Origin of the sequence: Paracoccus sp. SCN 68-21, assembly GCF_001724535.1 — a bacterium.
GTDB classification, from domain to species: Bacteria; Pseudomonadota; Alphaproteobacteria; order Rhodobacterales; family Rhodobacteraceae; genus Paracoccus; species Paracoccus hibiscisoli.
The window spans coordinates 16,020-39,955 of record NZ_MEES01000011.1 but is presented as its reverse complement, the minus strand read 5'-3'; the positions used below and the strand labels follow the sequence as shown (position 1 = coordinate 39,955).

The window sequence follows — 23,936 nt, the reverse complement described above, 5'->3', positions numbered from 1 at the left end:
AGCCTGTTTGGGTCGCTGCTTCCAGTGCCTGCGTTCCCCGCCCGGTCACAACCCGGAGGGTGCGCCAAAGCCCTCCGCCTCCAGCGCGGCCCAGATGCGGGCGTCGCGGCCATAGATGTCGTTGAACAGGCGCACCCGCCCGTCCATCCCCGGCCAGGCGGTGAAATAGACCAGATGCACCGGCACCGCGGGCGTCAGCTTCAGCCAGGTCTCGCGGCCGCTGTCGCGGGCGCGCTGGAACATTGCCGCGGGGCTGTCGGTCTGGCGCGACAGCAGCGCATGGGCCAGATCGACCGGGTCGCCGATGCGGATACAGCCGTTCGAATCCGCGCGCACGCGGTTGGCGAACAGATGCTTGGACGGCGTGTCGTGCAGATAGATGTTCCACGGGTTGGGAAAGATGAACTTGACCACGCCCAGGGCATTGTCATCGCTTGGCTTCTGGCGCAGGCGAAAGGGGAAATTCGCGGCCGTATAGGCGCTGAAATCGATGCCGTCGCGCGACAGCACCTGACCCCGCCCGTCGACCACATCCAGATGCGACACCGCATGGCGGTTGGCCTGCAGTCGCGGTAGGTAGTCGCGCACCGCGATGGACCGGGGCACGTTCCAACTGGGGTTGACGACGACATTGGCCATCATCTCGGAAAATTCGGGGGTGCGCATCTCGGGCGTATCCTTGCCCATGACGCTGCGGGTGCGGAACAGCTCGGTCCCGCCCTCGACGATGGTGGTGCTGAATTCGGGGATGTTCACCCAGACATGGCGACGGTCCAGATCCTCGGCCCCCATCCAGCGCATCCGCTCCAGCGCAACGATGATCGCGCGCTGGCGGGCATCGCGCCCGGTCGCGCCGTCGCCGTTCAGCGCCGCGATGGTGCGCGGCCCCGCCACGCCGTCATCGGGCAGACCCGCCGCCCGCTGATAGGTCACCACCGCTTCGGTCAGGCCCGCGTCAAAGACGGCATCGTCGCCCGCCTGCCCCGCCATCCCGATCGACGCCAGCCGCGCGCGCAGCGCCGCCACCGCCGGATCGCGCACGCCCGCCCGCCACACGCCCTCGGGGATGCGCGGCAGGCCCGCAGGCACGGCCAGGTCGGCACGACCCGCCAGCGCCTCCTGCAGGGTCAGATAGGCCGGGTGATTGGGCGCCGCACCCGCCAGGACCGCCGCAGGGTCCGCCGCCTGCTGGAACCGCATCAGCAGACCCGCCACGCGGTCACGGGGCGGCTGCCGCTTGATTTCGGGATCGACGCGGGCCGGGTTCAGCACGCCGCCGGTCAGGTCGCGCAGAAGGCGCGACAGGGCGCGGGCATGGGCCACCTCGGAGGCAAGCCCGTCGCCCACATCCAGCGTTTCCGGGCGATAGCGCGCCGCCGGGATGCCGTGACGCGGCGCGCCCGCGATGGCCGCCTGCGCCGCCTGCCGTCGCGCGGCCCCTTCGGGGCCCTGAAACACGGGCCGCAGGCCGTTGCTGCCGTAAAACGCGGCAAGGTCGGGGTCATCGGACACGGCCATCGCCAAGGCCATCTGGTCGCGGGTGAAATCCAGCCGTGGCGCAACGGACACGCTCACGGGAAAGAGAGCCTCCTGCGCCGCAGCACGCGGCACGACCCCGGGCAAAAGCCCCGCAAATGCCAGCGACAGCACGCCCGCAACCCACCGATCCATCATCCTGCACCCCCGGAACCTGCCCGATCATCCCACACCAGCCCCCGGCGCGCCATGGCCCATCCCCCTGTTTGAAAGGCGGAAACAGGGCGTGTCGCGCGCGCCACAGTGGCGGAACCGATTTGCAACTCTCCGTGATATCGGCAAGTTCCCGCCGAAATTCGCGCTATGGTGGTTTCAACGCCCAGAATCTGTTTCGTGGCGCACGCCCTTTTGACATATTGTTAATCAGGTCGGGGATAAACCACGACAGGCGGCTCTCACTGATGGCCGACGAAAAACGAAGCAGGACAGGCGATCTGACATGACAATGGACCTTATCTCCCGTCGCGGCATTCTGGGTGTGTTCGCGGCCACGACTGTTGCGGCGACCCCCGTGATGGCCAACGCCTTCGGTTTTCTGCGCGGCAACGCAGGCGACATGCGGCGGGTCAAGATGTATAACGGGCGCACCGGCGAAAGCATCGACACCGTTTATTGGGTCGACGGCAAGTACATCCGCGAGGCCCTGAACGAGATCAACGTCTTCATGCGCGACTGGCGCACCGGAGAGGTGATCGGCATCGATCCCCGCATGGTGGACGTGGCCGCCGCGTCGGCACGCCTGCTGCAGACCAACGAACCCTACATGATGCTGTCGGGCTATCGCTCGCCGCGCACCAACGCCATGCTGCGCCGCCAGTCGGGCGGAGTGGCCCAGAACTCGCTGCACCTGACCGGCAGGGCGGCCGATCTGCGGCTGAAATCGCGTTCGGTCGGGCAGATGTATCAGGCGGCGGTGGCCTGCCGCGCGGGCGGCGTCGGTCGCTACAGCCGGTCGAACTTCGTGCATATGGATTGCGGTCCGGTCCGCACCTGGGGCAGCTGATCCTCGCAGGCATGCCCGCCGCGCAAGCGCCCTCTGCCCCGGCAGACGGCGTTTTCCGCGTTTTCCGGCTTGCCCTCGGGCGCGGCGCTTGCCACCTTGCCCGCAGCCACACCAGATGAACGGACCTGCATGAGCCCCCTCCAGACGCGTCGCTTCCGTACCGCCAAGAAAATCCAGGCTGCGGCCGTTGAACTGGCCGTCCGCGACGGCCTGGCGAATGTCACGACCGAAGCGATTGCGCGCCATGCCGGAATCAGCACGCGCACGTTCTTCAACTACTATCCCTACAAGGAAGCGGCCCTGATGGGCCCGCCCCCCGACTATCCGCCCGAGGCGTCCGAGGCCTTTGCGACCGGCAAGGGACGCCTGATCGACGATCTGGGTCTGCTGATCGAGGCGCATTTGGCCCGCTATCTGGGCGAGCGCGAGATGATCGGCGCCCTGCTGGCCCTGTCCGAAAAGGACGCCAAGCTGGAGGCCCTGCGCAATAGCGCGATGCTGTCGCGCCGCGCCCAGATGCGCGCCCTGCTGCACCGCCGCCTGCCCGGATCGGACGAGCGCGTGATCGAGATCCTGGCCGCCGCCATCATCGCCTGCACCCATGCCGCGACCAAGGACTGGGTGGCGGGAACGCGGCTGGATTTCATCGCCGCCGCGCATGAGAATCTGTCGCTGATTCTGGTCGCCGCCGAAATGTTGGACAAGCCCTCCCCGGGGCCTGCCTAAGGCGTCAGCAGCTTGCGATAGAGGTCGTCTAGGAAGGCCGCGCCCTCGGCCACCGGGTCGCGGCCCTCACCCAGGACAGCGCGGACCTGGATCTCGAAATCGGCGTAATGCTGGGTCATCGACCAGATCGAGAAGATCAGGTGGCGCGGCTCGACCTGCGCCAGCCGACCCTCGTTCATCCAGCCCTCCAGCACGGCGACGGTGCGGTCCACAATCTCGCGCAGGCCACCGCCCAGGATCTCGGTCAGATGCGGCGCGCCCTGCAGGATCTCATAGGCGAACAGCCTGCTCTCGCGCGGATAATCGCGCGACATCAGCAGCTTGGCGCGGACATAGCCCAACACCTGGTCCAGCGGGTCGCCCTTGGGGTCGATCTGCTGCATCGGCGCCAGCCACATGTCCAGCAGCGTGGTCAGCAGCGCCTTGTGGATCTCGTCCTTGGAGCCGAAGTAGTACAGCACGTTGGGCTTGGACAGGCCCGCGGCCTTGGCGATCTGGTCGATCGTGGCACCGCGAAAGCCGTTGGCCGAGAACGCCTCCAGCGCGCCCTGCAGGATCAGGTCGCGGTTCTTCTGCTGGATTCGGGTCATCGGCGGTGCGCTTGCGTCTGTCATCGATGCTCCGGCTCTGGCATGATCTGAAAATGGGCAGTTGCACGGGAATTGCCAATGGCCCTGTCAGGACGCTTGACTGCCCATGGACCCGTGCTAGCCTGATCCTGACCGATTGGTCAATATTCCGTGAGGACGTACCCATGCCGCTGGACCGCAAGCCCGCCCCGAATGATCTGCGCGCCTTCTGGATGCCCTATACCGCGAACCGCCAGTTCAAGTCGGCGCCGCGCATGCTGGTCGCATCCAAGGACATGCATTACACCGCCGCCGATGGCCGTCAGATCCTGGACGGGACGGCGGGCCTGTGGTGCTGCAACGCGGGCCATTGCCGCCCGAAGATCACCGAAGCCGTGCAGAACCAGGTCGGAGAGCTGGACTATGCCCCCGCCTTCCAGATGGGCCATCCGCTGGCGTTCGAGCTGGCCAACCGCATCGTGGACATCGCGCCCGACGGGATGGAGCATGTGTTCTACTGCAACTCGGGCAGCGAGGCGGTCGACACCGCGCTGAAGATCGCGCTGGCCTATCACCGCGCGCGGGGCGACGCGGCCCGCACCCGGCTGATCGGGCGCGAGCGCGGCTATCACGGCGTGGGCTTCGGCGGTATTTCCGTGGGCGGCATCGTCAACAACCGCCGCCATTTCGGCACGCTGCTGGCGGGCGTGGACCACATGCCCCACACTCATCTGCCCGAGAACGTGTTCACCAAGGGCCAGCCCGAACATGGCGCGCATCTGGCCGATGAGCTGGAGCGGATCGTGGCCCTGCACGGCGCCGAGACCATCGCCGCCGTCATTGTCGAGCCGATGGCCGGATCGACCGGCGTGCTGATGCCGCCCAAGGGCTATCTGGAAAAGCTGCGCGCGATCACGAAAAAGCACGGCATCCTGCTGATCTTCGACGAGGTGATCACCGGGTTCGGCCGCCTTGGCAGCCCCTTCGCCGCCCAGCATTTCGGCGTGACGCCGGACATGATCTGCTGCGCCAAGGGCCTGACCAACGGCGTGATCCCGATGGGCGCGGTGCTGGCCAGCGCCGAAATCCACGACGCCTTCATGCAGGGCCCCGAGCATCTGATCGAACTGTTCCACGGCTATACCTATTCGGGCAATCCAATCAGCTGCGCCGCCGCCATTGCCACGCTGGACACCTATGCCGAGGAAGGTCTGCTGACCCGCGCGGCCAGCCTGGAAACCTATTGGCAGGAGGCGATCCACGGGCTGCGCGATCATCCGAACGTGGTCGATATCCGCAACATGGGCCTGATCGGCGCGGTCGAACTGGCCCCCATCGACGGACAGCCCGGCAAGCGCGCCTTCGATATCTTCGTGCGCGCCTTCGAGGCGGGCATCCTGATCCGCGTGACCGGGGACATCATCGCCATGTCGCCCCCGCTGATCATCAGCGAGGCCCAGATCGACCACCTGATCGGCACGCTTGGCGAGGTGCTGAAGACGGCCGCGTAAGCGGCCCTGACCCATCCAGCCGACCCCGCGACAGAACGGGGCGGCCCGACAGGAAGGACTGACGAATGAGCGACGCAAGTGGCATGATGACGGCTGCGAACATGACGGTCGATGGTGATCGGCTGTGGGACAGCCTGGAGCAGATGGCCCAGATCGGTCCCGGCATCGCGGGCGGCTGCAACCGCCAGACCCTGACCGATGCCGATGCCGAGGGGCGCGCCCTGTTCCAGCGCTGGTGCGAGGATGCCGGCATGACCATGGCAGTCGACCGGATGGGCAGCATGTTCATGCGCCACGAAGGGACCGAGCCCGATCTGGACCCCGTCTACATCGGCAGCCACCTGGACACGCAGCCGACCGGCGGGCGCTATGACGGCGTTCTGGGCGTGCTGGCGGGGCTGGAGGTCGTGCGCTCGATCCGCGACCTGGGCATCCGCACGCGGCGGCCCATCGTGGTGACGAACTGGACCAACGAGGAAGGTGCGCGATTTGCTCCGGCCATGCTGGCCTCCGGGGTCTTTGCCGGGGTGCTGACCGAGGATTACGCCAACAGCCGACAGGATGCCGACGGCAAGCGCTTTGGCGATGAGCTGGACCGCATCGGTTGGCGCGGGACCGAGGCGCCGGGCGACCGCCGCATCCACGCCATGTTCGAGCTGCATATCGAACAGGGTCCGATCCTGGAGGCCGAGGGCAAGCAGATCGGCGTCGTGACCCACGGCCAGGGCCTGTGGTGGCTGGAGGTGACGCTGACCGGCAAGGATGCGCATACCGGATCGACGCCGATGCATCTGCGCGTGAATGCGGGCCTGGGCATGGCGCGGATCATCGAGGCGGTGCATCGCATCGCGATGGATCACCAGCCCGACGCCGTGGGTGCGGTGGGTCAGGCCTTTCTGTCGCCCAACAGCCGCAACGTGATCCCCGGCAAGGCGGTCTTCTGCATCGATTTTCGATCGCCGGACCTGGAAAAACTGACCTCGATGCGGTCAAGGCTAGAGGCGGAAGCGGCTGATATCGCAGCCGATCTGGGGCTTGGCATCGAGATCGATCCGGTCGGGCATTTCGACCCGGTGAGTTTTGACGAGGGCTTGGTCGGCAAGGTGCGGGGCGCGGCCGAGAGGCTGGGCTATAGCCATATGGATATCGTGTCTGGTGCGGGGCATGACGCCTGCTGGATCGCCAAGGTCGCGCCGACCGTGATGATCATGTGCCCCTGCGAGGGCGGCCTGAGCCATAACGAGGCCGAGGCGATCACCCCTGATTGGGCGCGGGCCGGGGCCGATGTCCTGTTGCACGCCGTGCTGGACGCCGCCGAGATCGTCCGCTGAAGCGGACCACCACCGGGGGTTTCACCCCCGGACCCCCAGGATATTTGAATGAAGAAGAGGGATGCGATGAGCACGGTCATCAGAGGCGGCACGATCGTCACGGCGGATCTGAGCTATGCGGCGGATGTGCTGATCGAGGGGGGCCGGATCGCGGCCATCGGTCAGGGGCTGGTCGGTGATACGATTCTGGATGCCAGCGGCTGTCTGATCATGCCGGGCGGGATCGACCCGCATACGCATCTGGAGATGCCCTTCATGGGCACCTATTCCGCCGATGATTTCGAGAGCGGGACGCGGGCCGCGCTGGCGGGCGGGACGACGATGGTGGTGGATTTCGCCCTGCCTTCGCCGGGTCAGGGCCTGCTGGATGCGCTGCAGATGTGGGACAACAAGGCGGGCCGCGCGCATTGCGATTACAGCTATCACATGGCGGTGACGTGGTGGGGGCAGCAGGTTTTCGATGAGATGCAGGCGGTCGTGGACCGGGGCATCACCAGCTTCAAGCATTTCATGGCCTACAAGGGCGCGCTGATGGTGAATGACGACGAGTTGTTCGCGTCCTTCCGCCGGGTCGGCGATCTGGGCGGCATCGCGATGGTGCATGCCGAGAACGGCGATGTGGTGGCCGAACTGTCCGCGCGGCTGCTGGCCGAGGGCAATACCGGCCCCGAGGCCCATGCCTATTCCCGCCCGCCGCAGGTCGAGGGCGAGGCCACGAACCGTGCCATCATGGTCGCCGACATGGCGGGCGTGCCACTGTATGTCGTCCATGTCAGCTGCGAGGACAGCCATGAGGCGATCCGCCGCGCGCGCGCCGCCGGCAAGCGGGTCTGGGGAGAGCCGCTGATCCAGCATCTGGTGCTGGACGAATCCGAATATTTCAACGTCGATTGGGACCATGCCGCGCGGCGGGTCATGTCGCCGCCCTTCCGCAACAAGCTGCATCAGGACAGTCTGTGGGCCGGGCTGCAATCGGGCAGCCTGTCTGTTGTGGCGACCGACCATTGTGCCTTTACCACCGAGCAGAAGCGCACCGGGATGGGCGATTTCACTAAGATCCCCAACGGCACCGGTGGTCTTGAGGATCGGATGCCGGTCCTGTGGACGCAAGGCGTGGGCACGGGGCGGCTGACGCCCAACGAATTTGTGGCCGTCACCTCGACCAACATCGCCAAGGTGCTGGGGATGTATCCGAAGAAAGGCGCGGTGCTGGTCGGCAGCGACGCCGATCTGGTGGTCTGGGACCCGGAGGCCGAGAAGGTCATCAGCGCGGGCGCCCAGCAATCGGCCATCGATTACAACGTCTTCGAGGGGCAGCGGATCAAGGGCCTGCCGCGCTTCACCCTGACCCGCGGCGTCGTCGCCGTGACTGAGGGCAAGGTCGAAAGCCGTGAGGGGCATGGCGAATTCGTGGCTCGCGAGCCGCGCGGCCATGTGAACCGCGCCCTGACCGCCTGGAAGGAGCTGACGGCGCCGCGCCCGGTCCAGCGTTCCGGCATTCCGGCAAGCGGGGTCTGAGGTGCAGACCATCGTGGCACGGGGCGTCAGCCTGACCTTTCAGACCGCCGATGGGCCGGTCCATGCGCTCAAGGACGTTGATCTGACCGTCGCGCCCGGCGAATTCGTCAGCTTTATCGGGCCGTCGGGCTGCGGCAAGACGACCTTTCTGCGCTCCATCGCGGCGCTGGAGACGCCCACCGGCGGCACGTTGCGCGTCAATGGGATGGAGCCGGATGCGGCCCGCCGGGCGCGGGCCTATGGCTATGTCTTTCAGGCGCCGGGGCTGTATCCGTGGCGGACGATTTCGGGGAACATCTCGCTGCCGCTTGAGATCATGGGGTTTTCCAAGGCCGACCGGGCCGAGCGCATCGCCCGCGTCATGGACCTGGTCGAGTTGTCGGGCTTTGGCGGCAAGTTCCCCTGGCAGCTGTCGGGCGGCATGCAGCAGCGCGCCAGCATCGCCCGCGCGCTGGCCTTTGACGCCGATATCCTGCTGATGGACGAGCCCTTCGGCGCGCTGGACGAGATCGTACGCGACCGCCTGAACGAGGCCCTGCTGGCGCTGTGGCGCAAGACCGGCAAGACCATCGGCTTTGTCACCCATTCGATCCCCGAGGCGGTCTATCTCTCGACCAAGATCGTCGTCATGTCGCCGCGTCCGGGCCGCATCACCCGGGTGATCGACAGCACCCTGCCCCCGGATCGCCCGCTGGAGATCCGCGACACGCCCGAATTCATCGCCCTGGCCCAAGAGGTCCGCGAGGGCCTGCGCGAGGGGCACAGCTATGACTGACGCGGTGCTGACCGCGCCCACAGCACGGCGCTGGCGGCTGTCCACGGGCAACCTGCTGCCGATCCTGACGGTTCTGCTGGTCATCGTCGCGGTCTGGTACCTGGCCGCGATGCGCATGAACGCCACGTGGGAGCGCGACCAGGCCGCCCGCGCGGGGGTCGAGCTGACCCTGCCCGACCTGATCACCCGCACCCTGACCCAAGACCGCCCCGTCCTGCCCGCACCCCATCAGGTTGCCGCCGGCCTGTGGGAGGGGGTGGCCGGACAGCCCGTCACCTCGCGCCGCAGCCTGGTCTGGCATGCCTGGGTCACGCTGTCCGCGACGCTGGCCGGGTTCGCCATCGGCACCGGGGCGGGCGTCCTGCTGGCCGTGGGCATCGTCCACAGCCGCAGCATGGACCAGTCGATCATGCCTTGGGCCGTCGCCAGCCAGACCGTGCCCATCCTGGCCATCGCGCCGATGGTGATCGTCGTCATGTCCAGCGCGGGCATCACGGGCCTGCTGCCCAAGGCGATCATCGCGGCCTGGCTGTCGTTCTTTCCGGTGCTGGTCGGCATGGTCAAGGGCCTGCGCACGCCCGATGCGATGCAGACGGACCTGATGCGATCCTGGAGCGCCAGCGGCAGCCAGCAGTTCTGGCGCCTGCGGCTGCCCTCGTCCCTGCCCTACCTGTTCGCCAGCCTCAAGGTGGCGATCGCCGCAGCCCTGGTCGGCACCATCGTGGCTGAACTGCCCTCGGGCGCCACGGCGGGGCTTGGGGCGCGGCTGCTCTCGGGCAGCTATTATGGGCAGACGGTGCAGATCTGGTCGGCGCTGTTCGTGGCCGCCATCCTGGCCGCCACACTGGTCGCCATCGTCAGCGTAATTGAGCGCCGCACCCTGACCCGCATGGGGTTGGCCCGATGAGCGCGCTGCCGATCCTGGGGGTCTGGCTGGGGGGCTGGGCGCTGAACATCTGGCTGTCGCGGTTCGACACGCGGCTGACGCGGGTGCTGGTCGCGGTGATCTTCGGCGCGACGATCATCGCCCTGTGGGAGATGATCGTGCGGGCCTATGCCATCCCCACGGTGATCCTGCCCGCGCCCAGCCAGATAGCAGTCAGTTTCGCGGCCAATACCGGCATCCTCTGGACCGATTTTGTCCAGACGATCCTGAAGGGCGCGCTGACCGGCTGGCTGATCGGGGCTGCGGCCGCGGTGCTGACCGCCATTGCCATCGACCGCAGCCCGTTCCTGCAGCGCGGGCTGCTGCCCATCGGGAATTTCGTTGCCGCCCTGCCCATCGTCGGCATCGCGCCGATCCTGGTGATGTGGTTCGGCTTTGACTGGCAGTCCAAGGCCGCCGTGGTCGTGGTGATGGTGTTCTTTCCGATCCTGGTGAACATGGTCGCGGGGCTGAAGGCCACCGACGCGATGCAGCGCGACCTGATGGCCAGCTGGGCCGCGCCCTATGGCGCCAGCTTGTGGAAATTGCGCCTGCCCGCCGCGATGCCGTTTCTGTTCAACGGGTTGAAGATCACCACCACGCTGGCCCTGATCGGCGCGATCGTTGCCGAATTTTTCGGCAGCCCGACGCGCGGCATGGGGTTCCGCATCTCGACCGCCGTGGGGCGTCTGGACCTGCCGCTGGTCTGGGCCGAGATTGTCGTGGCGGCGCTGGCGGGAACGCTGTTCTATGGACTTGTCGCGCTGATCGAAAAGAAGGTGACGTTCTGGCACCCGTCGCAGCGCAACTAACCGGGGCCGCATCCAAATCCGGTGGGCCCCACCAACAGGAGAGACAGGGAATGACACGACTGATGACCGGGGCTGCGGCCCTTGCGCTGATGACCGGGGCCGCGCAGGCGGGCGATCTGACGCTGCAGCTGAAATGGGTCACGCAGGCCCAGTTCGCGGGCTATTACGTCGCGCTGGAAAAGGGCTTCTATGAGGAGGAGGGCGTCAACCTGACGATCCTGCCCGGCGGGCCCGACATCGCGCCGACCCAGGTTCTGGCGGGCGGCGGCGCCGATGTGATCGTCGAATGGATGCCCGCCGCCCTGGCCGCGCGCGAAAAGGGCCTGCCGCTGGTCAACATCGCCCAGCCCTTCAAGGCGTCGGGCATGATGCTGACATGCCTGCAGGAAAGCGGCATCACCGATCCGGCCACCGATTTCGCGGGCAAAACCCTGGGGGTCTGGTTCTCGGGGAACGAATATCCGTTCCTTTCCTGGATGAACACGCTTGGCCTGTCGACCGAGGGCGGCGAAGGCGGGGTGACGGTGCTCAAGCAGGGCTTCAACGTCGATCCGCTGCTGCAAAAGCAGGCCGCCTGCATCAGCACCATGACCTATAACGAATACTGGCAGGTGATCGACGCGGGCATTTCCGAAGACGACCTGATCACCTTCAAGTATGAGGATCAGGGCGTGGCGACGCTGGAGGATGGCCTCTACGTGCTGGAAGGCACGCTGGAGGACAGCGAGAAGGTGACCGATCTGGTGGGCTTCGTGCGCGCCAGCATGCGCGGCTGGCAATACGCCGCCGAGAACCCCGAGGAGGCCGCCCAGATCGTCCTGGACAACGACGAGACCGGCGCCCAGACCCTGGAGCATCAGACCCGCATGATGACCGAGATCGCCAAGCTGCTGGAGGGGTCCGACGGCACCCTGGCCGAGGCCGATTACCAGCGCACCGTGGACATCCTGCTGGCCGGTGGGTCCGACCCGGTGATCCAGGCGGCGCCCGAAGGGGCCTGGGTGTCGACCATCACCGACCGCGCCTTCGACTGATCAAGGCCGTCGCCGACAACCAAGGGCCGCCCCCGGGGGCGGCCCTTTTCTCATGCGCTATTCCGCGGGCTGGGCCTTGTCCATGCGGCGCTCCTCGCGGCGCAGCCGGCGGCGACCGTCCCAGGCCAGCAGCGTGGGCGTCAGGAACAGCGTCACCGCCGTCGCCACGACCAGACCGCCCGCGATGCCGGTCGACAGCTGGATCCAGAACTGCCCCGACGGCGCGCCAAAGAACAGGTCCCGCCCGGTAAAGTCGATGGTCATGCCCAGCACCATCGGGATCAGACCGATCACGGTGGTCCCCGCCGTCAGCAGCACGGGCCGCGTGCGCTCGGATGCGGCGCGCAGGGCGGCCTCGTCCGCCGACAGGCCCGCGTCGCGATGTTCGTTATAGGCGTCGATCAGCACGATGTTGTTGTTCACCACCACGCCCGCCAAGGCCATGATGCCGATGCCGCTCATCACGATCGAGAACGCCTCTTGCCGGATCATCAGCCCCAGGAACACCCCCGAGATCGAGAAGATGATCGCCGTCAGCACCAGCCCCGCCTGGAAAAAGCTGTTCATCTGCGTCAGCAGGATCGTGGACATCAAGAGGATCGCCGCGACAAAGGCGCCCATCAGGAAGGTCATCGCCTCCTCCTGGTCCTCGATCTCGCCGCCAAAGGTGACCTCGACGCCCTCGGGCATCTCGGCCTGGTCGATGGCCGCCTGGATGCGGGCCAGCTCGGCCTGCAGCGTCGCCCCCGGCGCCAGGTCCGCGGTCAGCGTCTGCGTCTCGCGCGAGGCGATGCGGGTGATGGCCGCGGGCGCCGGCGCGGGCACGATCTGCACCACGTTCGAGATCGGCACCTGCGCCCCCGACGGCCCCGCCACGCGCAGCGCCGACAGGTTCTCCAGGTTGCGCTGGCTGGGAGGATAGCGCAGGGCGATGTCCACCTCGTCATCCGCAAAATCGGGCAGATAGGTGCCCAGGTTCACGCCGGTGGTCAGCAGCTGCACCGCCGTGCCGATGGTGTTCATGTCGATGCCATATCGGGCCGATTCCTCGCGATCGACGATCAGCCGGATCTCGGGGTTGGGGCGCGGCGTGTCGTTGGCGATGTCGACGAAGCTGCCCTGCGCCTGCATCAGCCGCTCGACCTCGGCGGCGGCCTGTTGCAGCGCGGGGCGGTTGGTGGCCGAGATCTCGATCTGGACCGGGCGCGTGGCACCGGGGCCCGAGGCCGCGGCCTCGATCTGAATGCCCAGGCCGGGCACTTCGGCGGTGGCGGCGCGCATCTGGTCGATGACCTCGCCCGAAGGGGCGCGGCCGCGCCAATCGGTGAACTCGACCTGGATCTGGCCGATCACGTCGCTGGACAGGCTGGAGCGGACCCGCTCCTCGACGCTGCCGATGGTGCGGGAATAGACCCGCTCGATCCCCTCAAAGCCCAGGATGCGCTGCTCGATCAGGCCGACCAGGCGGTCGCTTTCCTGCACCGACAGGTTGCCGTTCGCGGTGATCTGGACCTGCGCGCGTTCGGCGTCGGTTTCGGGAAAGAACTCGACCCCGCGCCCCAGCAGCGAATAGGCATAGAACACCACCAGCACCGCCAGGATCGACAGCCCAAGCGTCGCGCCGGGCCGCGCCACGGTCCAGCCCGACACGCGCGCCATGACACCGGACCGGTCGCGATGGTCGGGTTCAGCCGGCATGTCGGGCGCGCCGCCCAGCACGCTGCCGCAGACCGGCACAAAGATCAGCGCCATCAGCAGCGACATCAGCAGCGTCGCGATCATCGTCGCGGGCAGATAGAACATGAACTGCCCCGCCAGCCCCGGCCAGAACAGCAGCGGAAAGAACACCGCCAGCGTCGTCGCGGTCGACGACGTGATGGGCCAGGCCATGCGCTGCGCAGCCATGCGTAAGGCGTCGCGTTTCGAATGGCCCTGCGCGATCAGCCGTTCACCCAGCTCGACCACCACGATGGCGCCGTCGACCAGCATCCCCACCACCAGGATCAGCGCGAACAGCACGATCACGTTCAGCGTGAAGCCAAGCGCCCAGATGATCAGGATGCCGCCCAGGAACGACCCCGGAATGGCCACCGCCACCAGCAGCGAGGCGCGCACCCCCAGAAACAGCACCGTCACCAGCATGACCAGCACGACCGCGGCGATCACGTTGTTCTGCAGGTCGGACAGCAGGGTCCGCATCTCTTCGGACTGGTCGTTCATGAAGACGACATTGACCTGTTCGGGCCAGTCGGCGCGGGTCTCGTCCACGACCGCGCGGACGGCCTCGACCGTGTCGATGATGTTGGCGCCCGCCGATTTGCGCACATCCAGCGCCAAGGCGGGCTGGCCGTCGATGCGGGCAAAGCTGATCGGGTCCTTGAAGGTCTGGCGCACCTCGGCCACGTCCTGCACGCGCAGCACCGTCGCCCCGTCGACTAGCACCGGGATCGACATGACCTCATCCAGTCGCACGACGGTGCCCGGAATCGACACGCCAAGCCGCCCCGCCCCGGTGTCGAAGGACCCCGCCGCGATCAGCTGGTTGTTGGCGCGAATCGCCTGCGACAGCTGGTCCGGAGAGATGCCATAGGTCTCCAGCGCCAGGGGGTCGATCAGGATCTCCAGCTGGTCCTCGCGCTCGCCGGTCAGGTCGGCCTGCAGCACGCCGCTGACCGTCTCGATGCGGTCGCTGAGCTGGCGGCCAAGGCGGATCAGTTCGCGCTCGGGGACCGGGCCGGACAGGGCCACGGTCAGGATGGGAAAGGTCGCCATGTCGATTTCGCGCACGAAGGGGCCGTCGGCCTCGGGCGGGATGTCGGGGGCGGCGTCGTCCACCGCGTCCTTGACCGATTGCAGCGCGCTGTCCTGGTCAAAGCCGGGCCGGAACTCCAGCGTGACCGAGGCGAAACCCTCGCTGGCCACGGTCTCCATCCGGCGCAGACCGTCCAGCGCGTTCACCTGACGCTCGATCGGCTCGGCCAGCAGGGTGGCGGCATCCTCGGCGCTGACGCCGCTATAGGTAACGTTGACGATGAAGATCGGGATATCGACCTCGGGCATCGATTCCTTGGGGATGGTCACATAGGCCATGAACCCCGACCCGATCAGCGCGACCATGATCAGCAGGACCGTGCGGGCGCGCGAAAACCCCGCCGCGATCAGCGCATTCATGGCGCGGCCACCGGCGCGGCATTGGCCGCACCGATCAGATCGGCCGCCGAACCGGGGGGTGCGGGTTCCGCAGAGCCCGCCCCCACCACGTCGCGATAGGCCTCGGGGGTGTCGCTGATGCGGGCCTTTTGCCCATCGCTTAGCGCACCCTGAGAGATGGTGACAATGCGCGCGCGGTCAGGCAGGCCGGTGACCCAGATCGCCTCGGCGCGGGCCTGGGCGATCTCGACCGGGGCAAAGCGCAGCGTCTCGTCGTCGCCGTCGACCACGAAGACGCCGATGCGCCCGGCATCGTCCAGCCGGATCAGCGCGGGCGACAGGCGATGCGCCCGCACCCCCTCCAGCGCCAGCGATATCTGCGCGCTGAGGCCCGCGGGGATCGCGGCATTGAGGTTCGGCACCTCCAGCTCGACCCGGAAGGTGCGGGTCTGCGCCGTCGCCACCGGAGAGATAAAGCGCACGCGGCCCACGGCCTCGTGACCGCCCTGGAACACGACATCGGCCTCCTGGCCCTGGCGGATCGCGGTGATCTCGGACTGGCGGACCTCGATCTGGGCGACCAGGGGGTCGTTCCGGACGATCTCCAGGACCTCGCCGCCGGCATCGACGAAGCTGCCCAGCTCGGCCATGACATTGCTGACGGTGCCGGTGATGGGCGCGGTCAGGCGGGTGTTCTGCAGCTCCAGCTCGGCGGCGCGCAGCTCGGCCCGCGCGGATTCCAGCTGGGCAAAGCGCGACTGCAGCTCGGCCTCGGAGGTCACGCCGCGTTCGCGCAGCTGGCGGGCTGCGTCATAGTCGCGCTCGGCCGATCCGACGGCGGCCTGGGCGCGGGCCACGCCCGCCTCGCGGTCATCGGCGGACAGACGCGCCAGCTGATCGCCCTGAGTGACGGTGTCGCCCTGGCGGACGACCTCCTCGACGATGCCTGCGGTGCGCGCGCGCAGGATCGAGGTCTGGTCGGGCACCACATTGCCGAACAGCACGGTGCGCGGCACGATCTCTTCGGCGACCGACAGGCTGGCCGCGACATGCGGCACCGCCGCCTCAACGGGGGCGGCTTGTTCGGGGGGCTGGCGGTTCAGCATGCCGCCGCCGATCCAGAAGGCCAGAAACCCCAGGATCGCCAGAAAAACCAGCGTGGAGGAAGACAGATACCGCGCCATGACCGTCCCATTCACAATAAAAACCGGCCATGCAGCGACCGTCGGGCTGCATGCGCGCCCTGAACCTGTGCCCTAGATGGTTTCTTGCGGCCCGCAGGTCAACCGCCCCGGCCGCTGACACCTGCGTCATGGTGCGCGTGAGGCAGGCGGCATTGGGCCTCTGCCAAGGGACGGGGCATGCCGGGGATTTGTCTGTCGCCCGCCCCGAAACGCGCTATGCTGGGGCATCCGCTCTCTTTCCGGCGGTCCATCAGGAGTTGAGACATGGCCAAGGGCATGGACAAGCGCAAGCGCGACGAGAAGAAGCCGAAGAAGGAAAAGCCCAAGACAAACGCATCGGCGCCCAGCACCAAGGATGTCGTGTCGAACGCGGTCGCGGCGCGCAAGAAGTAACCGGCGCAGTGCGGGTCGATGGTGGCCCGTGAGAGATTCGAACTCCCGACCGGCCCGGTGTAAACGGGACGCTCTACCACTGAGCTAACGGGCCAGCCCGGCGGGAATAAACCCCCGCCGCGCCGGGTTTGCAAGCCCTGATGCGCGACTAAATGTCCTGCGGATGGCGCAGCACCGTCTCGGCCCCGCCGCGCAGGACATGGACGCCGCCCTGCCACACCGTCCCGCAGGCCAGATCGGGCAGGTCCAGGACCAGCAGCCGCAGCATGCGCAGCGTGATACCATGCGTGACAACCAGCGTGGGGCCGGTCAGGTCGTCCAGAAACGCCCGGCACCGCGCCCGCAGCGCGGCCAGCCCCTCACCTCCGGGGCAGCGGTCGTACCAGTCCAGCGGACCGCCCGCGAACAGGTCGGGATGGGCGCAGCGCAGGTCATGCTCCAACGCGCCGGACCAGTGGCCGACGCAGATCTCGGCCAGGCGGGGGTCGAGGGGGACGGCGGCACCGAACGCGATCCGCGCGGTCTGATCGGCCCGGCCAAGCGGGCTGGACAGGCACGCGCCCGCGACGTCGCGCGTCAGATCGCCCAGCCATGCCGCCTGCTGCCGACCCCGCGCCGTCAGGGCCGAATCGCCGCGACCCTGCAGGCGTCCCTCCCGGTTCCAGGCGGTCTCTCCGTGGCGCATCAGATAGAGGTCGGGGGGGCGGCGCATCAGCCCTGCCCCTTATCGCGGCGCGATTGCCGCCAACGATGCAGCGGCAGCTGCGGATCGCCCGGTGCGGCATCGGCGGATTTGGGCACCGCGACCCGCTGCGCGCCATAAATCGAGCCGTGCCCCGAGGCCGCATAGGCGGTAAAGCAGCCGATGGCCAGGGGCACGGCATGGGTGGCGCCGAACAGCTCGATCCCCATGACGACGCAGGCCAGAGGCGTGTTGGTGGCCCCGGCAAAGACCGCGACAAAGCCGATCGCCGCCATCAGGTCCGTGGGCACCCCCATCAGCGACCCCAAGGCCACACCAAGGCCCGCGCCGATGAAGAACAGCGGCGTCACCTCTCCGCCTTTGAAGCCCGCGGACAGGGTGATGACCGTGAACAGGAATTTCCAGAACCAGCTGGTGTAGTCGGTTTGACCCGACTGCAGGAACCCCACCAGCGTCGGATCGCCGGGGATTGCGCTCCAGACGCCCAGGCCCAGATAGGCGCGTGTGTCCAGCGCATGGACCAGCGCCAGGATCAGCACCCCCGCGATCACCGGGCGCAGCGGCGCATAGGGCACAAAGCGCGTCCACAGCGCCGTCAGCCCGTGCGACGCCTCGGCAAAGGCCCGCGCGCAGAGGCCGAAAGCCAGCCCGGCCACCGCCACTTTGGCCAGCAGCAGCAGGTCCACACCGAACCAGCCGACGACATCGGTGGGGATGAAGCTGATCTGATAATGCACATGGCCCACGCCCCAGGCCAGCACCGTCCAGTCGCCGATCAACGCCGCGACCAGCGCGGGCAGCAGGGCGTCGTACTGGATGCGGCCGATCATCAGCACCTCCAGCGCAAAGATCGCGCCTGCCAGCGGCGTGCCGAAGACCGCGCCGAACCCCGCAGCGATCCCGCAGATCAGCAGGATGCGCCGCGAGGCCGGGTCCAGCGCCAGCCGCCGCCCCAGCCCCCCGGCCAACGCGCCGCCGATCTGCACGGCCGTCCCCTCGCGCCCCGCCGATCCGCCGACCAGATGGGTCAGCACGGTCGAGACCAGGATGAACGGCGCCATGCGCAGGGGCACGCCGCCGCCGGGCTGGTGGATCTCATCGACGATCAGGTTGTTGCCTGCCCCGGAGGTCCCGCCGAAACGCTGATAGGCCCAGACCATCACAAAGCCCGCGACCGGCATCAGCCAGATCAGCCAAGGCAGATCGAACCGCGCCTGCGTCGCGCGATCCAGCGACCACAGGAACAGGGCGACCGCCGAGCCGATGGCCACGGACAGGGGCACCAGAAGCGCCAGCCAGAAGGCCGTCCGCCGGACCTTGCGCCATTGGCGGCGCAGCATCGCGTGATCGGGCATGGATCGACCTCCTGCGGAGCCGTGACCGCGGCGCGCGGTGTCCTCAGTCCTAGCCCAGCCACGGACGGGTGCAACCCCCCGCGGGCGGCCGGATCAGGGCTCCGGTTGCGCGGCGGCCACGGCCAGATGCGCCAGGCGCAGCGCCGCGTCGCGGTCGGCGGCCACCGCGATGAAACGCGCGTTGTGGCAGAACCGCGCGCCCGGCACGCCCGACGCGGCCTCCAGCGCGGCATCGGTCAGCCCGGCCCAAGCCTCGGGCAGATCGGCGCGCAGGGCAAAGCCCTCCGCGTCGCGGCGGATGCCGGTCACGCACCAGTCGGTATCGCGGGGGCTGACCACGAACAGCAGGTGATCGGCGCCTGCCTTGTCGATGGCGCCCCGGAACGGCATGCCCATCGGCAGTTCCAGCACCGCGCCCGTCCCGGCGGCGGCGATGGCCTGCAGGACGACCCCTTCGGCGCGCCGCTTGGCCGCCTTGCGCGCCAAGGCGGCCTCGACAAAGGCACGGGCGATGGTCAGCGCGCGGTCAAAGGCGCGATCCTCGGCTTCCGGGTCGCGGTCGTCGAACACCGGCTTGAGGCTCTCCAGTAGCAGCGGCAGGGACAGGTCGGCCAGCGGCCCCTCGGGCGACAGCGCGCCGTTGTCCACAAGGTCGATGGGCAGGACAAAATCGGCGTCGAAGCCCGTATGGATCGACGCGACGTGATCCTCCGGGACGGCCAGCGCCCGCAGATAGTCCTGCCCGAATTGCTGCCAGATCAGACCGAAGCTGCTGAAGGGCTGGCCGTCCGCGCGCAGCGGCGGGTTCTTCTGGTGGTGATCAAAGATCAGCCGCGCGGTGTCGTGGTCGCGCCCCACATCATAGATCACCCGGTCCGGCGCGGGCGTGATCCAGTCGGCGTCGCGCGTGCGGATGATGCGGGCATCGGGAAACAGCCGCGTCAGGACGACCGAGGACAGCAGTTCGTCGGCGTGAAAGCCCCCGGAATGGGTGACAAGATGGGTGATGGTCATGCGCGCCTTCCGACATGCAGAGGGCCGCCCGAAGGCGGCCGGGACAGGGTCGCAGCCCATCGCCACGGCGGCGTCAGGCATTGGGAGGGGTCAGTGGGTCCAGGGTGCCCGGCGGTCGGTGGCAAAGTTCTCGCCATAGCCGCGGGGGCGGACGTTCTGGGCGCGGCGATGCGGTTCCTGGACGATGAACTCCAGGCCGTTCTCGCGGGCGTAATCCTCGGCCTGCTTGCGGGTGTCAAAGCGCAGGCGGACCTGGCTCTGGGTGTCGCGGCTGCTGGTCCAGCCCATCAGCGGATCGACCTCGCGCGCGTCCGAGGGCGGGAATTCCAGCATCCAGCCCTTGGTCTTGGCGGTGCCGGATTGCATCGCGGTGCGGGCGGGCTGGTAAATGCGGACGATCATGGGATATCCTTCGGAATGGCCTGCAGGCTGTATCGCCAAATCCGGCGGGCGGATCAAGCCCCGCCAGCATCGCCCCTGCCGGAACCGCAACGCGCTTGGCAGGTTCCGTTGCCAGCACCACCCCTTTACCACGAGAGAGGCGCCTCCATGACAGCCACCCCCCGCCCTACCCTGCGCGTCACGCTGATCGGCGCGTCGCTGCTAACCCTTGCCCTGGGGGCCTGCGGCGCAAGCCCCTATACGGTTGACGGCGCGCAATGCAGCCCCGAACGCCACCAGGCCCTGGTCGGCCGAAACATCGGGGAAGTTCTGCTGCCCCCCAACCTGCGCAAGCGCGAGGTCGGCCCCGAGCGGGTGATGACGCGCGATTTCAACCCCGCGCGCCTGACCATGTTCCTGGATGCCAAGGGCTGGATCACCGGCATCGCCTGCGGTTAACGCCCCCGCTTGGACCGCTTGTTGCCGCCGCGCTGCCCCGCGCGCCCGGCGGTCGAGCGGCCCGATGACTTGACGGCGGCCTCGGCGGCCTCCTCGATCACCGACTGGCGCGCCATGGGATCGTCCGAGATCGCCAGATCCACCGCCTCCAGCCGCTTGACCTCGTCGCGCAGACGCGCGGCCTCCTCGAACTCCAGGTTCTCGGCGGCCTTTCGCATCTGGGTGCGCATCGCGTCCAGATGGGCGGCCAGGTTCGCGCCCACCATCGGCTTGTTCACCTTGGTGGTGACGCGCGACTGGTCGGTGTCGCCCGCCCACAGACCGGCCAGAACATCCTCGACGTTCTTGCGGACGGTTTGCGGCGTGATGCCGTGCAGTTCGTTGTAGGCGATCTGCTTTTCGCGGCGACGTTCCGTTTCCGCCATGGCGCGTTCCATGCTGCCGGTGATGCGGTCGGCATACATGATGACGCGTCCGTCCTCGTTCCGGGCGGCGCGGCCGATGGTCTGGATCAGCGAGGTCTCGGACCGCAGAAAGCCCTCCTTGTCGGCATCCAGGATGGCGACCAGCCCGCATTCGGGAATGTCCAACCCCTCGCGCAGCAGGTTGATGCCCACCAGCACGTCGAACGCGCCCAACCGCAGGTCGCGCAAGATCTCGATCCGCTCGATCGTGTCGATGTCGCTGTGCATGTAGCGGATCTTGATGCCCTGCTCGTGCAGGTATTCGGTCAGATCCTCGGCCATGCGCTTGGTCAGGGTGGTGACCAGCGTGCGGTAGCCGGCGGCGGTGACGCGGCGCACCTCGTCCAGCAGGTCGTCCACCTGCATCTCGACCGGCCTTATCTCGATCCTTGGGTCTAGAAGGCCGGTAGGGCGGATGATCTGTTCGGTGAAGACGCCGCCGGTCTGGTCCATCTCCCACTGCGCGGGCGTGGCGCTGACGAACACCGATTGGGGCCGCATCGCGTCCCACTCCTCGAACTTCAGCGGGCGGTTGTCCATGCAGGACGGCAGGCGGAACCCGTGTTCCGCCAGCGTGAACTTGCGCCGAAAGTCGCCCCGATACATGCCGCCGATCTGCGGCACCGAGACGTGGCTTTCGTCCGCGAACACGATGGCATTGTCGGGGATGAACTCGAACAGCGTGGGGGGCGGTTCGCCCGGCGCGCGCCCGGTCAGATAGCGGCTGTAGTTTTCGATGCCGTTGCAGACGCCAGTGGCCTCCAGCATCTCGATATCAAAGGCCGTGCGCTGCTCCAGCCGTTGCGCCTCCAGCAGCTTGCCCTCCTCGGTCAGCTGCTTCAGGCGCATGGCCAGTTCCTGCTTGATGCCCTTGATGGCCTGCTGCAGCGTCGGACGCGGCGTCACATAATGGCTGCTGGCATAGATGCGGATCTGCTTGAAGCTGTCGGTCTTGACCCCGGTCAGCGGATCGAATTCGGTGATCGCCTCCAGCTCGTTGCCGAAGAAATCGAACCGCCAGGCGCGGTCCTCAAGGTGGGCGGGCCAGACCTCGACCAGATCGCCGCGCACGCGGAAGGCGCCGCGCTGAAAGCTGGTGTCCAGCCGCTTGTACTGCTGCGCCACCAGCTGACCCAGGAATTCGCGCTGATCATAGCTGTCGCCCACGACCATGTCCTGGGTCATCGCCGAATAGGTCTCGACCGAGCCGATGCCATAGATGCAGCTGACCGAGGCCACGATGATCACGTCGTCGCGCTCCAGCAGCGCGCGGGTGGCGCTGTGGCGCATCCGGTCGATGGCCTCGTTGATCTGCGATTCCTTCTCGATATAGGTATCGCTGCGGGCAACATAGGCCTCGGGCTGATAGTAATCGTAGTAGCTGACGAAGTATTCGACCGCGTTCTCGGGGAAGAAGCCCTTGAATTCGCCGTAAAGCTGGGCGGCCAGCGTCTTGTTGGGGGCCAGGATGATCGCGGGGCGCTGCGTCTCCTCGATGATCTTGGCCATGGTGAAGGTCTTGCCGGTGCCTGTCGCGCCCAGCAGCACCTGGTCACGCTCGCCCGCGGCGACGCCCGCGACCAGCTCCTTGATCGCGGTGGGCTGATCGCCCGCGGGGGCGAATTCGCTGTGCAGGACAAAACGCTTCCCGCCCTCAAGCTTGGGGCGGGTCACTTCGATGGGACGCGCGACGGGCGCGTTGGTGTTGTTGTGACCCATGGGGTTCCTGATCCGTTCGGCGTTGCACCCAAGATGTGATGGCAGCCGCCCGGTTTCAACCGCGTTTCAGGCGCGCGGGTTGAAGTTCCGCCCAGCCCTCGCCGCCCGACATCTCATCAGCCAGGATTTCCGCCGTGACCGGACCCAGGGTGAACCCCTGGTGGCCGTGCCCGAAATGCGCCCACAGGTTCGGCTGGTCCGGCACGCGGCCCACCACGGGCAGCATGTCGGGCATGCAGGGGCGACGCCCGGTCCAAGGCTCGGCCTCGACCGCCGCACCGATGTCGAACAGCGCACGCGCGGCCTTTTCGCCATGGCGCAGCTGCGGGGGCGACAGGCGCGGATGGGGGGTCAGCTCGGCCGCGGTGGCGATGCGCAGGCCCCGCCGCATGGGCGACATCACGACCGAATTGCCGAAATCGGCGATCGGATGATGGGGCGGCAGCTCCATGTGGTAATGCTTGTGATAGCCGCGCTTGAACACCATCGGCACCTTGAGGCCGAAGCGCTGCGTCAGCATCGGTGACCACGGTCCAAGCGCGATCACCGCGTGTTCGCCCACGGCCTCGTCCGCGCGCCAGCCCGCGCCGTGGCGGTGCAGATCGCCCGCATCGCCATTGACGATGCGCCCGCCATTCTTCTGGAACAGCGCCGCATAGCTGGCCACCAACCCGCCCGGATCGGCGCAGTTCCAGCTGTCCGACCAATGGGTCGCGCCCTCGACCTCGATGCGGATCGACGGTTCCATCGCGCGCAGCTCGGCCCCGGTCATCAGGCGGGCCTGGACGCCGAATTCGGTGGCGAAGCGTTCGGCGGTCTGGCGGGCCTTGTCCATGCGGGCGGGGGTGCGGTGGATCTCGATATAGCCGTTGCGGCGGATGATGTTATCCGCGCCCGCCGCGGCGATCAGGGGCCCGTGCCGGTCGGTCGACTGGCGGATCAGCTTGCCCCAGGTGACCGACGCCCGCTTATGCGCGGCGGGCCGCGAATTCCACGCATAGGTCGCGACAGCGCCCAGCTGCGACAGCAACCCCGCGGGCGTCCATTTCACGTCATAGCCGCGCCCAAGCGCGATCTGGAACAGCGCGCCGGGCGACAAGGGCATGGCATAAGGCTCGACCGCCTCGGTCTGGATCAGGCCGGCATTGCCATAGCTGGTCTCGCGCCCCGGCACGCCGCGCTCGATGATGGTGACGTCATGCCCGCGCGCCTGCAGCGCCAATCCGGTCGAAACCCCGACCATGCCCGCACCCAGAACCAGAACCTCGGCCATTGCCGCCCCCATCGCTGATGATGGGTCAGGGATGCAGACATTCCCGGCGTCGGGCAAGAATTATCGGGCAATCTTCGGCGACTGCCCGAATCTTTGCAAGA

21 protein-coding genes and 1 tRNA gene are annotated in these 23,936 nt (G+C 67.7%); 11 read left to right on the top strand and 11 right to left on the bottom strand.

Features of this window, described 5'->3' with window-relative positions:
* Positions 1 to 45 precede the first annotated feature (45 nt).
* Positions 46 to 1,575 (bottom strand): L,D-transpeptidase family protein, encoded by a 1,530-nt coding sequence (locus tag ABS73_RS05625; protein WP_286693413.1) that lies wholly within the window; start codon positions 1,573 to 1,575, stop codon positions 46 to 48.
* Between the two features lie 400 nt (positions 1,576 to 1,975).
* On the opposite strand from ABS73_RS05625, the gene mepK reads away from it, so the two are divergent.
* Complete coding sequence (gene mepK, locus ABS73_RS05620) at positions 1,976 to 2,539, top strand: peptidoglycan L,D-endopeptidase MepK (RefSeq protein WP_277023567.1); 564 nt, start codon at positions 1,976 to 1,978, stop codon at positions 2,537 to 2,539.
* A 129-nt stretch (positions 2,540 to 2,668) separates the two neighbouring features.
* Positions 2,669 to 3,265, top strand: a complete 597-nt coding sequence (locus tag ABS73_RS05615; protein WP_277023565.1) for a TetR/AcrR family transcriptional regulator — start codon at positions 2,669 to 2,671, stop codon at positions 3,263 to 3,265.
* Here ABS73_RS05615 and ABS73_RS05610 read toward each other — a convergent pair.
* Positions 3,262 to 3,855 (bottom strand): TetR family transcriptional regulator C-terminal domain-containing protein, encoded by a 594-nt coding sequence (locus tag ABS73_RS05610; RefSeq protein WP_277023563.1) that lies wholly within the window; start codon positions 3,853 to 3,855, stop codon positions 3,262 to 3,264. The two genes, ABS73_RS05615 and ABS73_RS05610, sit on opposite strands and share 4 nt — an antisense overlap.
* Before the next feature lie 164 nt (positions 3,856 to 4,019).
* Between ABS73_RS05610 and aptA the strand changes: the two genes are divergently transcribed.
* The 7 genes from aptA (at position 4,020) to ABS73_RS05575 (ending at position 11,740) form a co-directional block, all read left to right on the top strand.
* Positions 4,020 to 5,345: an omega-aminotransferase AptA gene (gene aptA / locus ABS73_RS05605; RefSeq protein WP_277023561.1), complete on the top strand. Its 1,326-nt coding sequence runs from the start codon at positions 4,020 to 4,022 to the stop codon at positions 5,343 to 5,345.
* 65 nt (positions 5,346 to 5,410) lie between these two features.
* The gene (locus tag ABS73_RS05600) at positions 5,411 to 6,676 is read left to right on the top strand and encodes a Zn-dependent hydrolase (protein ID WP_423805191.1); all 1,266 of its coding nucleotides are present in this window, start codon (positions 5,411 to 5,413) and stop codon (positions 6,674 to 6,676) included.
* Positions 6,677 to 6,742: 66 nt separating this feature from the next.
* A complete protein-coding gene (gene hydA / locus ABS73_RS05595) occupies positions 6,743 to 8,194 on the top strand; it encodes a dihydropyrimidinase (RefSeq protein ID WP_277023603.1) in 1,452 nt (483 codons plus the stop codon).
* 1 nt (position 8,195) lies between these two features.
* Positions 8,196 to 8,969, top strand: a complete 774-nt coding sequence (locus tag ABS73_RS05590; RefSeq protein WP_277023559.1) for an ABC transporter ATP-binding protein — start codon at positions 8,196 to 8,198, stop codon at positions 8,967 to 8,969.
* Entirely contained in the window at positions 8,962 to 9,876 is a 915-nt protein-coding gene (locus ABS73_RS05585) for an ABC transporter permease (RefSeq protein WP_277023557.1), read from the top strand. The genes ABS73_RS05590 and ABS73_RS05585 overlap by 8 nt, the downstream gene beginning before the upstream one ends.
* Positions 9,873 to 10,706: an ABC transporter permease gene (locus ABS73_RS05580; RefSeq protein ID WP_277023555.1), complete on the top strand. Its 834-nt coding sequence runs from the start codon at positions 9,873 to 9,875 to the stop codon at positions 10,704 to 10,706. Before ABS73_RS05585 ends, ABS73_RS05580 begins: the two co-directional genes overlap by 4 nt.
* 50 nt (positions 10,707 to 10,756) lie before the next feature.
* On the top strand, positions 10,757 to 11,740 hold the full coding sequence (locus tag ABS73_RS05575; protein ID WP_277023554.1) for an ABC transporter substrate-binding protein: 984 nt from the start codon (positions 10,757 to 10,759) through the stop codon (positions 11,738 to 11,740).
* Positions 11,741 to 11,797: 57 nt separating this feature from the next.
* Here the strand turns inward: ABS73_RS05575 and ABS73_RS05570 are convergent, their stop codons facing one another.
* Both ABS73_RS05570 and ABS73_RS05565 read right to left on the bottom strand, forming a co-directional pair.
* Complete coding sequence (locus ABS73_RS05570) at positions 11,798 to 14,911, bottom strand: efflux RND transporter permease subunit (RefSeq protein WP_277023552.1); 3,114 nt, start codon at positions 14,909 to 14,911, stop codon at positions 11,798 to 11,800.
* Positions 14,908 to 16,074, bottom strand: coding sequence for an efflux RND transporter periplasmic adaptor subunit (locus ABS73_RS05565; RefSeq protein WP_277023550.1), 1,167 nt, complete (start codon positions 16,072 to 16,074; stop codon positions 14,908 to 14,910). Before ABS73_RS05565 ends, ABS73_RS05570 begins: the two co-directional genes overlap by 4 nt.
* A 264-nt stretch (positions 16,075 to 16,338) precedes the next feature.
* On the opposite strand from ABS73_RS05565, the gene ABS73_RS05560 reads away from it, so the two are divergent.
* On the top strand, positions 16,339 to 16,467 hold the full coding sequence (locus ABS73_RS05560; protein ID WP_277023548.1) for a hypothetical protein: 129 nt from the start codon (positions 16,339 to 16,341) through the stop codon (positions 16,465 to 16,467).
* Between the two features lie 19 nt (positions 16,468 to 16,486).
* Here ABS73_RS05560 and ABS73_RS05555 read toward each other — a convergent pair.
* The 5 genes from ABS73_RS05555 to ABS73_RS05535 all read right to left on the bottom strand — a co-directional run bounded on the left by ABS73_RS05555 (position 16,487) and on the right by ABS73_RS05535 (position 19,941).
* Positions 16,487 to 16,561: transfer RNA gene (locus ABS73_RS05555), tRNA-Val, on the bottom strand.
* Between the two features lie 54 nt (positions 16,562 to 16,615).
* Positions 16,616 to 17,179: a histidine phosphatase family protein gene (locus ABS73_RS05550; protein WP_277023546.1), complete on the bottom strand. Its 564-nt coding sequence runs from the start codon at positions 17,177 to 17,179 to the stop codon at positions 16,616 to 16,618.
* Positions 17,179 to 18,525 (bottom strand): voltage-gated chloride channel family protein, encoded by a 1,347-nt coding sequence (locus tag ABS73_RS05545; protein WP_277023545.1) that lies wholly within the window; start codon positions 18,523 to 18,525, stop codon positions 17,179 to 17,181. The genes ABS73_RS05550 and ABS73_RS05545 overlap by 1 nt, the downstream gene beginning before the upstream one ends.
* Positions 18,526 to 18,618: 93 nt before the next feature.
* Positions 18,619 to 19,539 carry an MYG1 family protein gene (locus tag ABS73_RS05540; RefSeq protein ID WP_277023543.1) on the bottom strand — a complete coding sequence of 307 codons (921 nt, stop codon included), beginning with the start codon at positions 19,537 to 19,539 and terminating at the stop codon, positions 18,619 to 18,621.
* A 90-nt stretch (positions 19,540 to 19,629) separates the two neighbouring features.
* The gene (locus tag ABS73_RS05535; protein ID WP_277023542.1) at positions 19,630 to 19,941 is read right to left on the bottom strand and encodes an ETC complex I subunit; all 312 of its coding nucleotides are present in this window, start codon (positions 19,939 to 19,941) and stop codon (positions 19,630 to 19,632) included.
* A 147-nt stretch (positions 19,942 to 20,088) separates the two neighbouring features.
* Between ABS73_RS05535 and ABS73_RS05530 the strand changes: the two genes are divergently transcribed.
* Positions 20,089 to 20,379, top strand: coding sequence for an I78 family peptidase inhibitor (locus ABS73_RS05530; protein WP_169306227.1), 291 nt, complete (start codon positions 20,089 to 20,091; stop codon positions 20,377 to 20,379).
* On the opposite strand, the gene uvrB is transcribed toward ABS73_RS05530, so the two are convergent.
* Both uvrB and ABS73_RS05520 read right to left on the bottom strand, forming a co-directional pair.
* Positions 20,376 to 22,562 carry an excinuclease ABC subunit UvrB gene (uvrB, locus tag ABS73_RS05525; protein WP_277023539.1) on the bottom strand — a complete coding sequence of 729 codons (2,187 nt, stop codon included), beginning with the start codon at positions 22,560 to 22,562 and terminating at the stop codon, positions 20,376 to 20,378. The two genes, ABS73_RS05530 and uvrB, sit on opposite strands and share 4 nt — an antisense overlap.
* Before the next feature lie 55 nt (positions 22,563 to 22,617).
* Entirely contained in the window at positions 22,618 to 23,835 is a 1,218-nt protein-coding gene (locus ABS73_RS05520) for an NAD(P)/FAD-dependent oxidoreductase (RefSeq protein WP_277023537.1), read from the bottom strand.
* Positions 23,836 to 23,936 lie beyond the last annotated feature (101 nt).

What these genes read in the sequence shown, in the direction of transcription:
- ABS73_RS05550 (WP_277023546.1), bottom strand. Translation starts at nt 17,179, where the DNA reads ATGCGCCGCCCCCCCGACCTCTATCTGATGCGCCACGGAGAGACCGCC.
- ABS73_RS05600 (WP_423805191.1), top strand. Translation starts at nt 5,411, where the DNA reads ATGAGCGACGCAAGTGGCATGATGACGGCTGCGAACATGACGGTCGAT.
- aptA (WP_277023561.1), top strand. Translation starts at nt 4,020, where the DNA reads ATGCCGCTGGACCGCAAGCCCGCCCCGAATGATCTGCGCGCCTTCTGG.
- ABS73_RS05610 (WP_277023563.1), bottom strand. Translation starts at nt 3,855, where the DNA reads ATGACCCGAATCCAGCAGAAGAACCGCGACCTGATCCTGCAGGGCGCG.
- ABS73_RS05585 (WP_277023557.1), top strand. Translation starts at nt 8,962, where the DNA reads ATGACTGACGCGGTGCTGACCGCGCCCACAGCACGGCGCTGGCGGCTG.
- ABS73_RS05575 (WP_277023554.1), top strand. Translation starts at nt 10,757, where the DNA reads ATGACACGACTGATGACCGGGGCTGCGGCCCTTGCGCTGATGACCGGG.
- ABS73_RS05530 (WP_169306227.1), top strand. Translation starts at nt 20,089, where the DNA reads ATGACAGCCACCCCCCGCCCTACCCTGCGCGTCACGCTGATCGGCGCG.
- ABS73_RS05580 (WP_277023555.1), top strand. Translation starts at nt 9,873, where the DNA reads ATGAGCGCGCTGCCGATCCTGGGGGTCTGGCTGGGGGGCTGGGCGCTG.
- ABS73_RS05615 (WP_277023565.1), top strand. Translation starts at nt 2,669, where the DNA reads ATGAGCCCCCTCCAGACGCGTCGCTTCCGTACCGCCAAGAAAATCCAG.
- ABS73_RS05565 (WP_277023550.1), bottom strand. Translation starts at nt 16,074, where the DNA reads ATGGCGCGGTATCTGTCTTCCTCCACGCTGGTTTTTCTGGCGATCCTG.
- ABS73_RS05540 (WP_277023543.1), bottom strand. Translation starts at nt 19,539, where the DNA reads ATGACCATCACCCATCTTGTCACCCATTCCGGGGGCTTTCACGCCGAC.
- ABS73_RS05560 (WP_277023548.1), top strand. Translation starts at nt 16,339, where the DNA reads ATGGCCAAGGGCATGGACAAGCGCAAGCGCGACGAGAAGAAGCCGAAG.
- ABS73_RS05570 (WP_277023552.1), bottom strand. Translation starts at nt 14,911, where the DNA reads ATGAATGCGCTGATCGCGGCGGGGTTTTCGCGCGCCCGCACGGTCCTG.
- ABS73_RS05535 (WP_277023542.1), bottom strand. Translation starts at nt 19,941, where the DNA reads ATGATCGTCCGCATTTACCAGCCCGCCCGCACCGCGATGCAATCCGGC.
- ABS73_RS05545 (WP_277023545.1), bottom strand. Translation starts at nt 18,525, where the DNA reads ATGCCCGATCACGCGATGCTGCGCCGCCAATGGCGCAAGGTCCGGCGG.
- hydA (WP_277023603.1), top strand. Translation starts at nt 6,743, where the DNA reads ATGAGCACGGTCATCAGAGGCGGCACGATCGTCACGGCGGATCTGAGC.
- ABS73_RS05520 (WP_277023537.1), bottom strand. Translation starts at nt 23,835, where the DNA reads ATGGCCGAGGTTCTGGTTCTGGGTGCGGGCATGGTCGGGGTTTCGACC.
- uvrB (WP_277023539.1), bottom strand. Translation starts at nt 22,562, where the DNA reads ATGGGTCACAACAACACCAACGCGCCCGTCGCGCGTCCCATCGAAGTG.
- mepK (WP_277023567.1), top strand. Translation starts at nt 1,976, where the DNA reads ATGACAATGGACCTTATCTCCCGTCGCGGCATTCTGGGTGTGTTCGCG.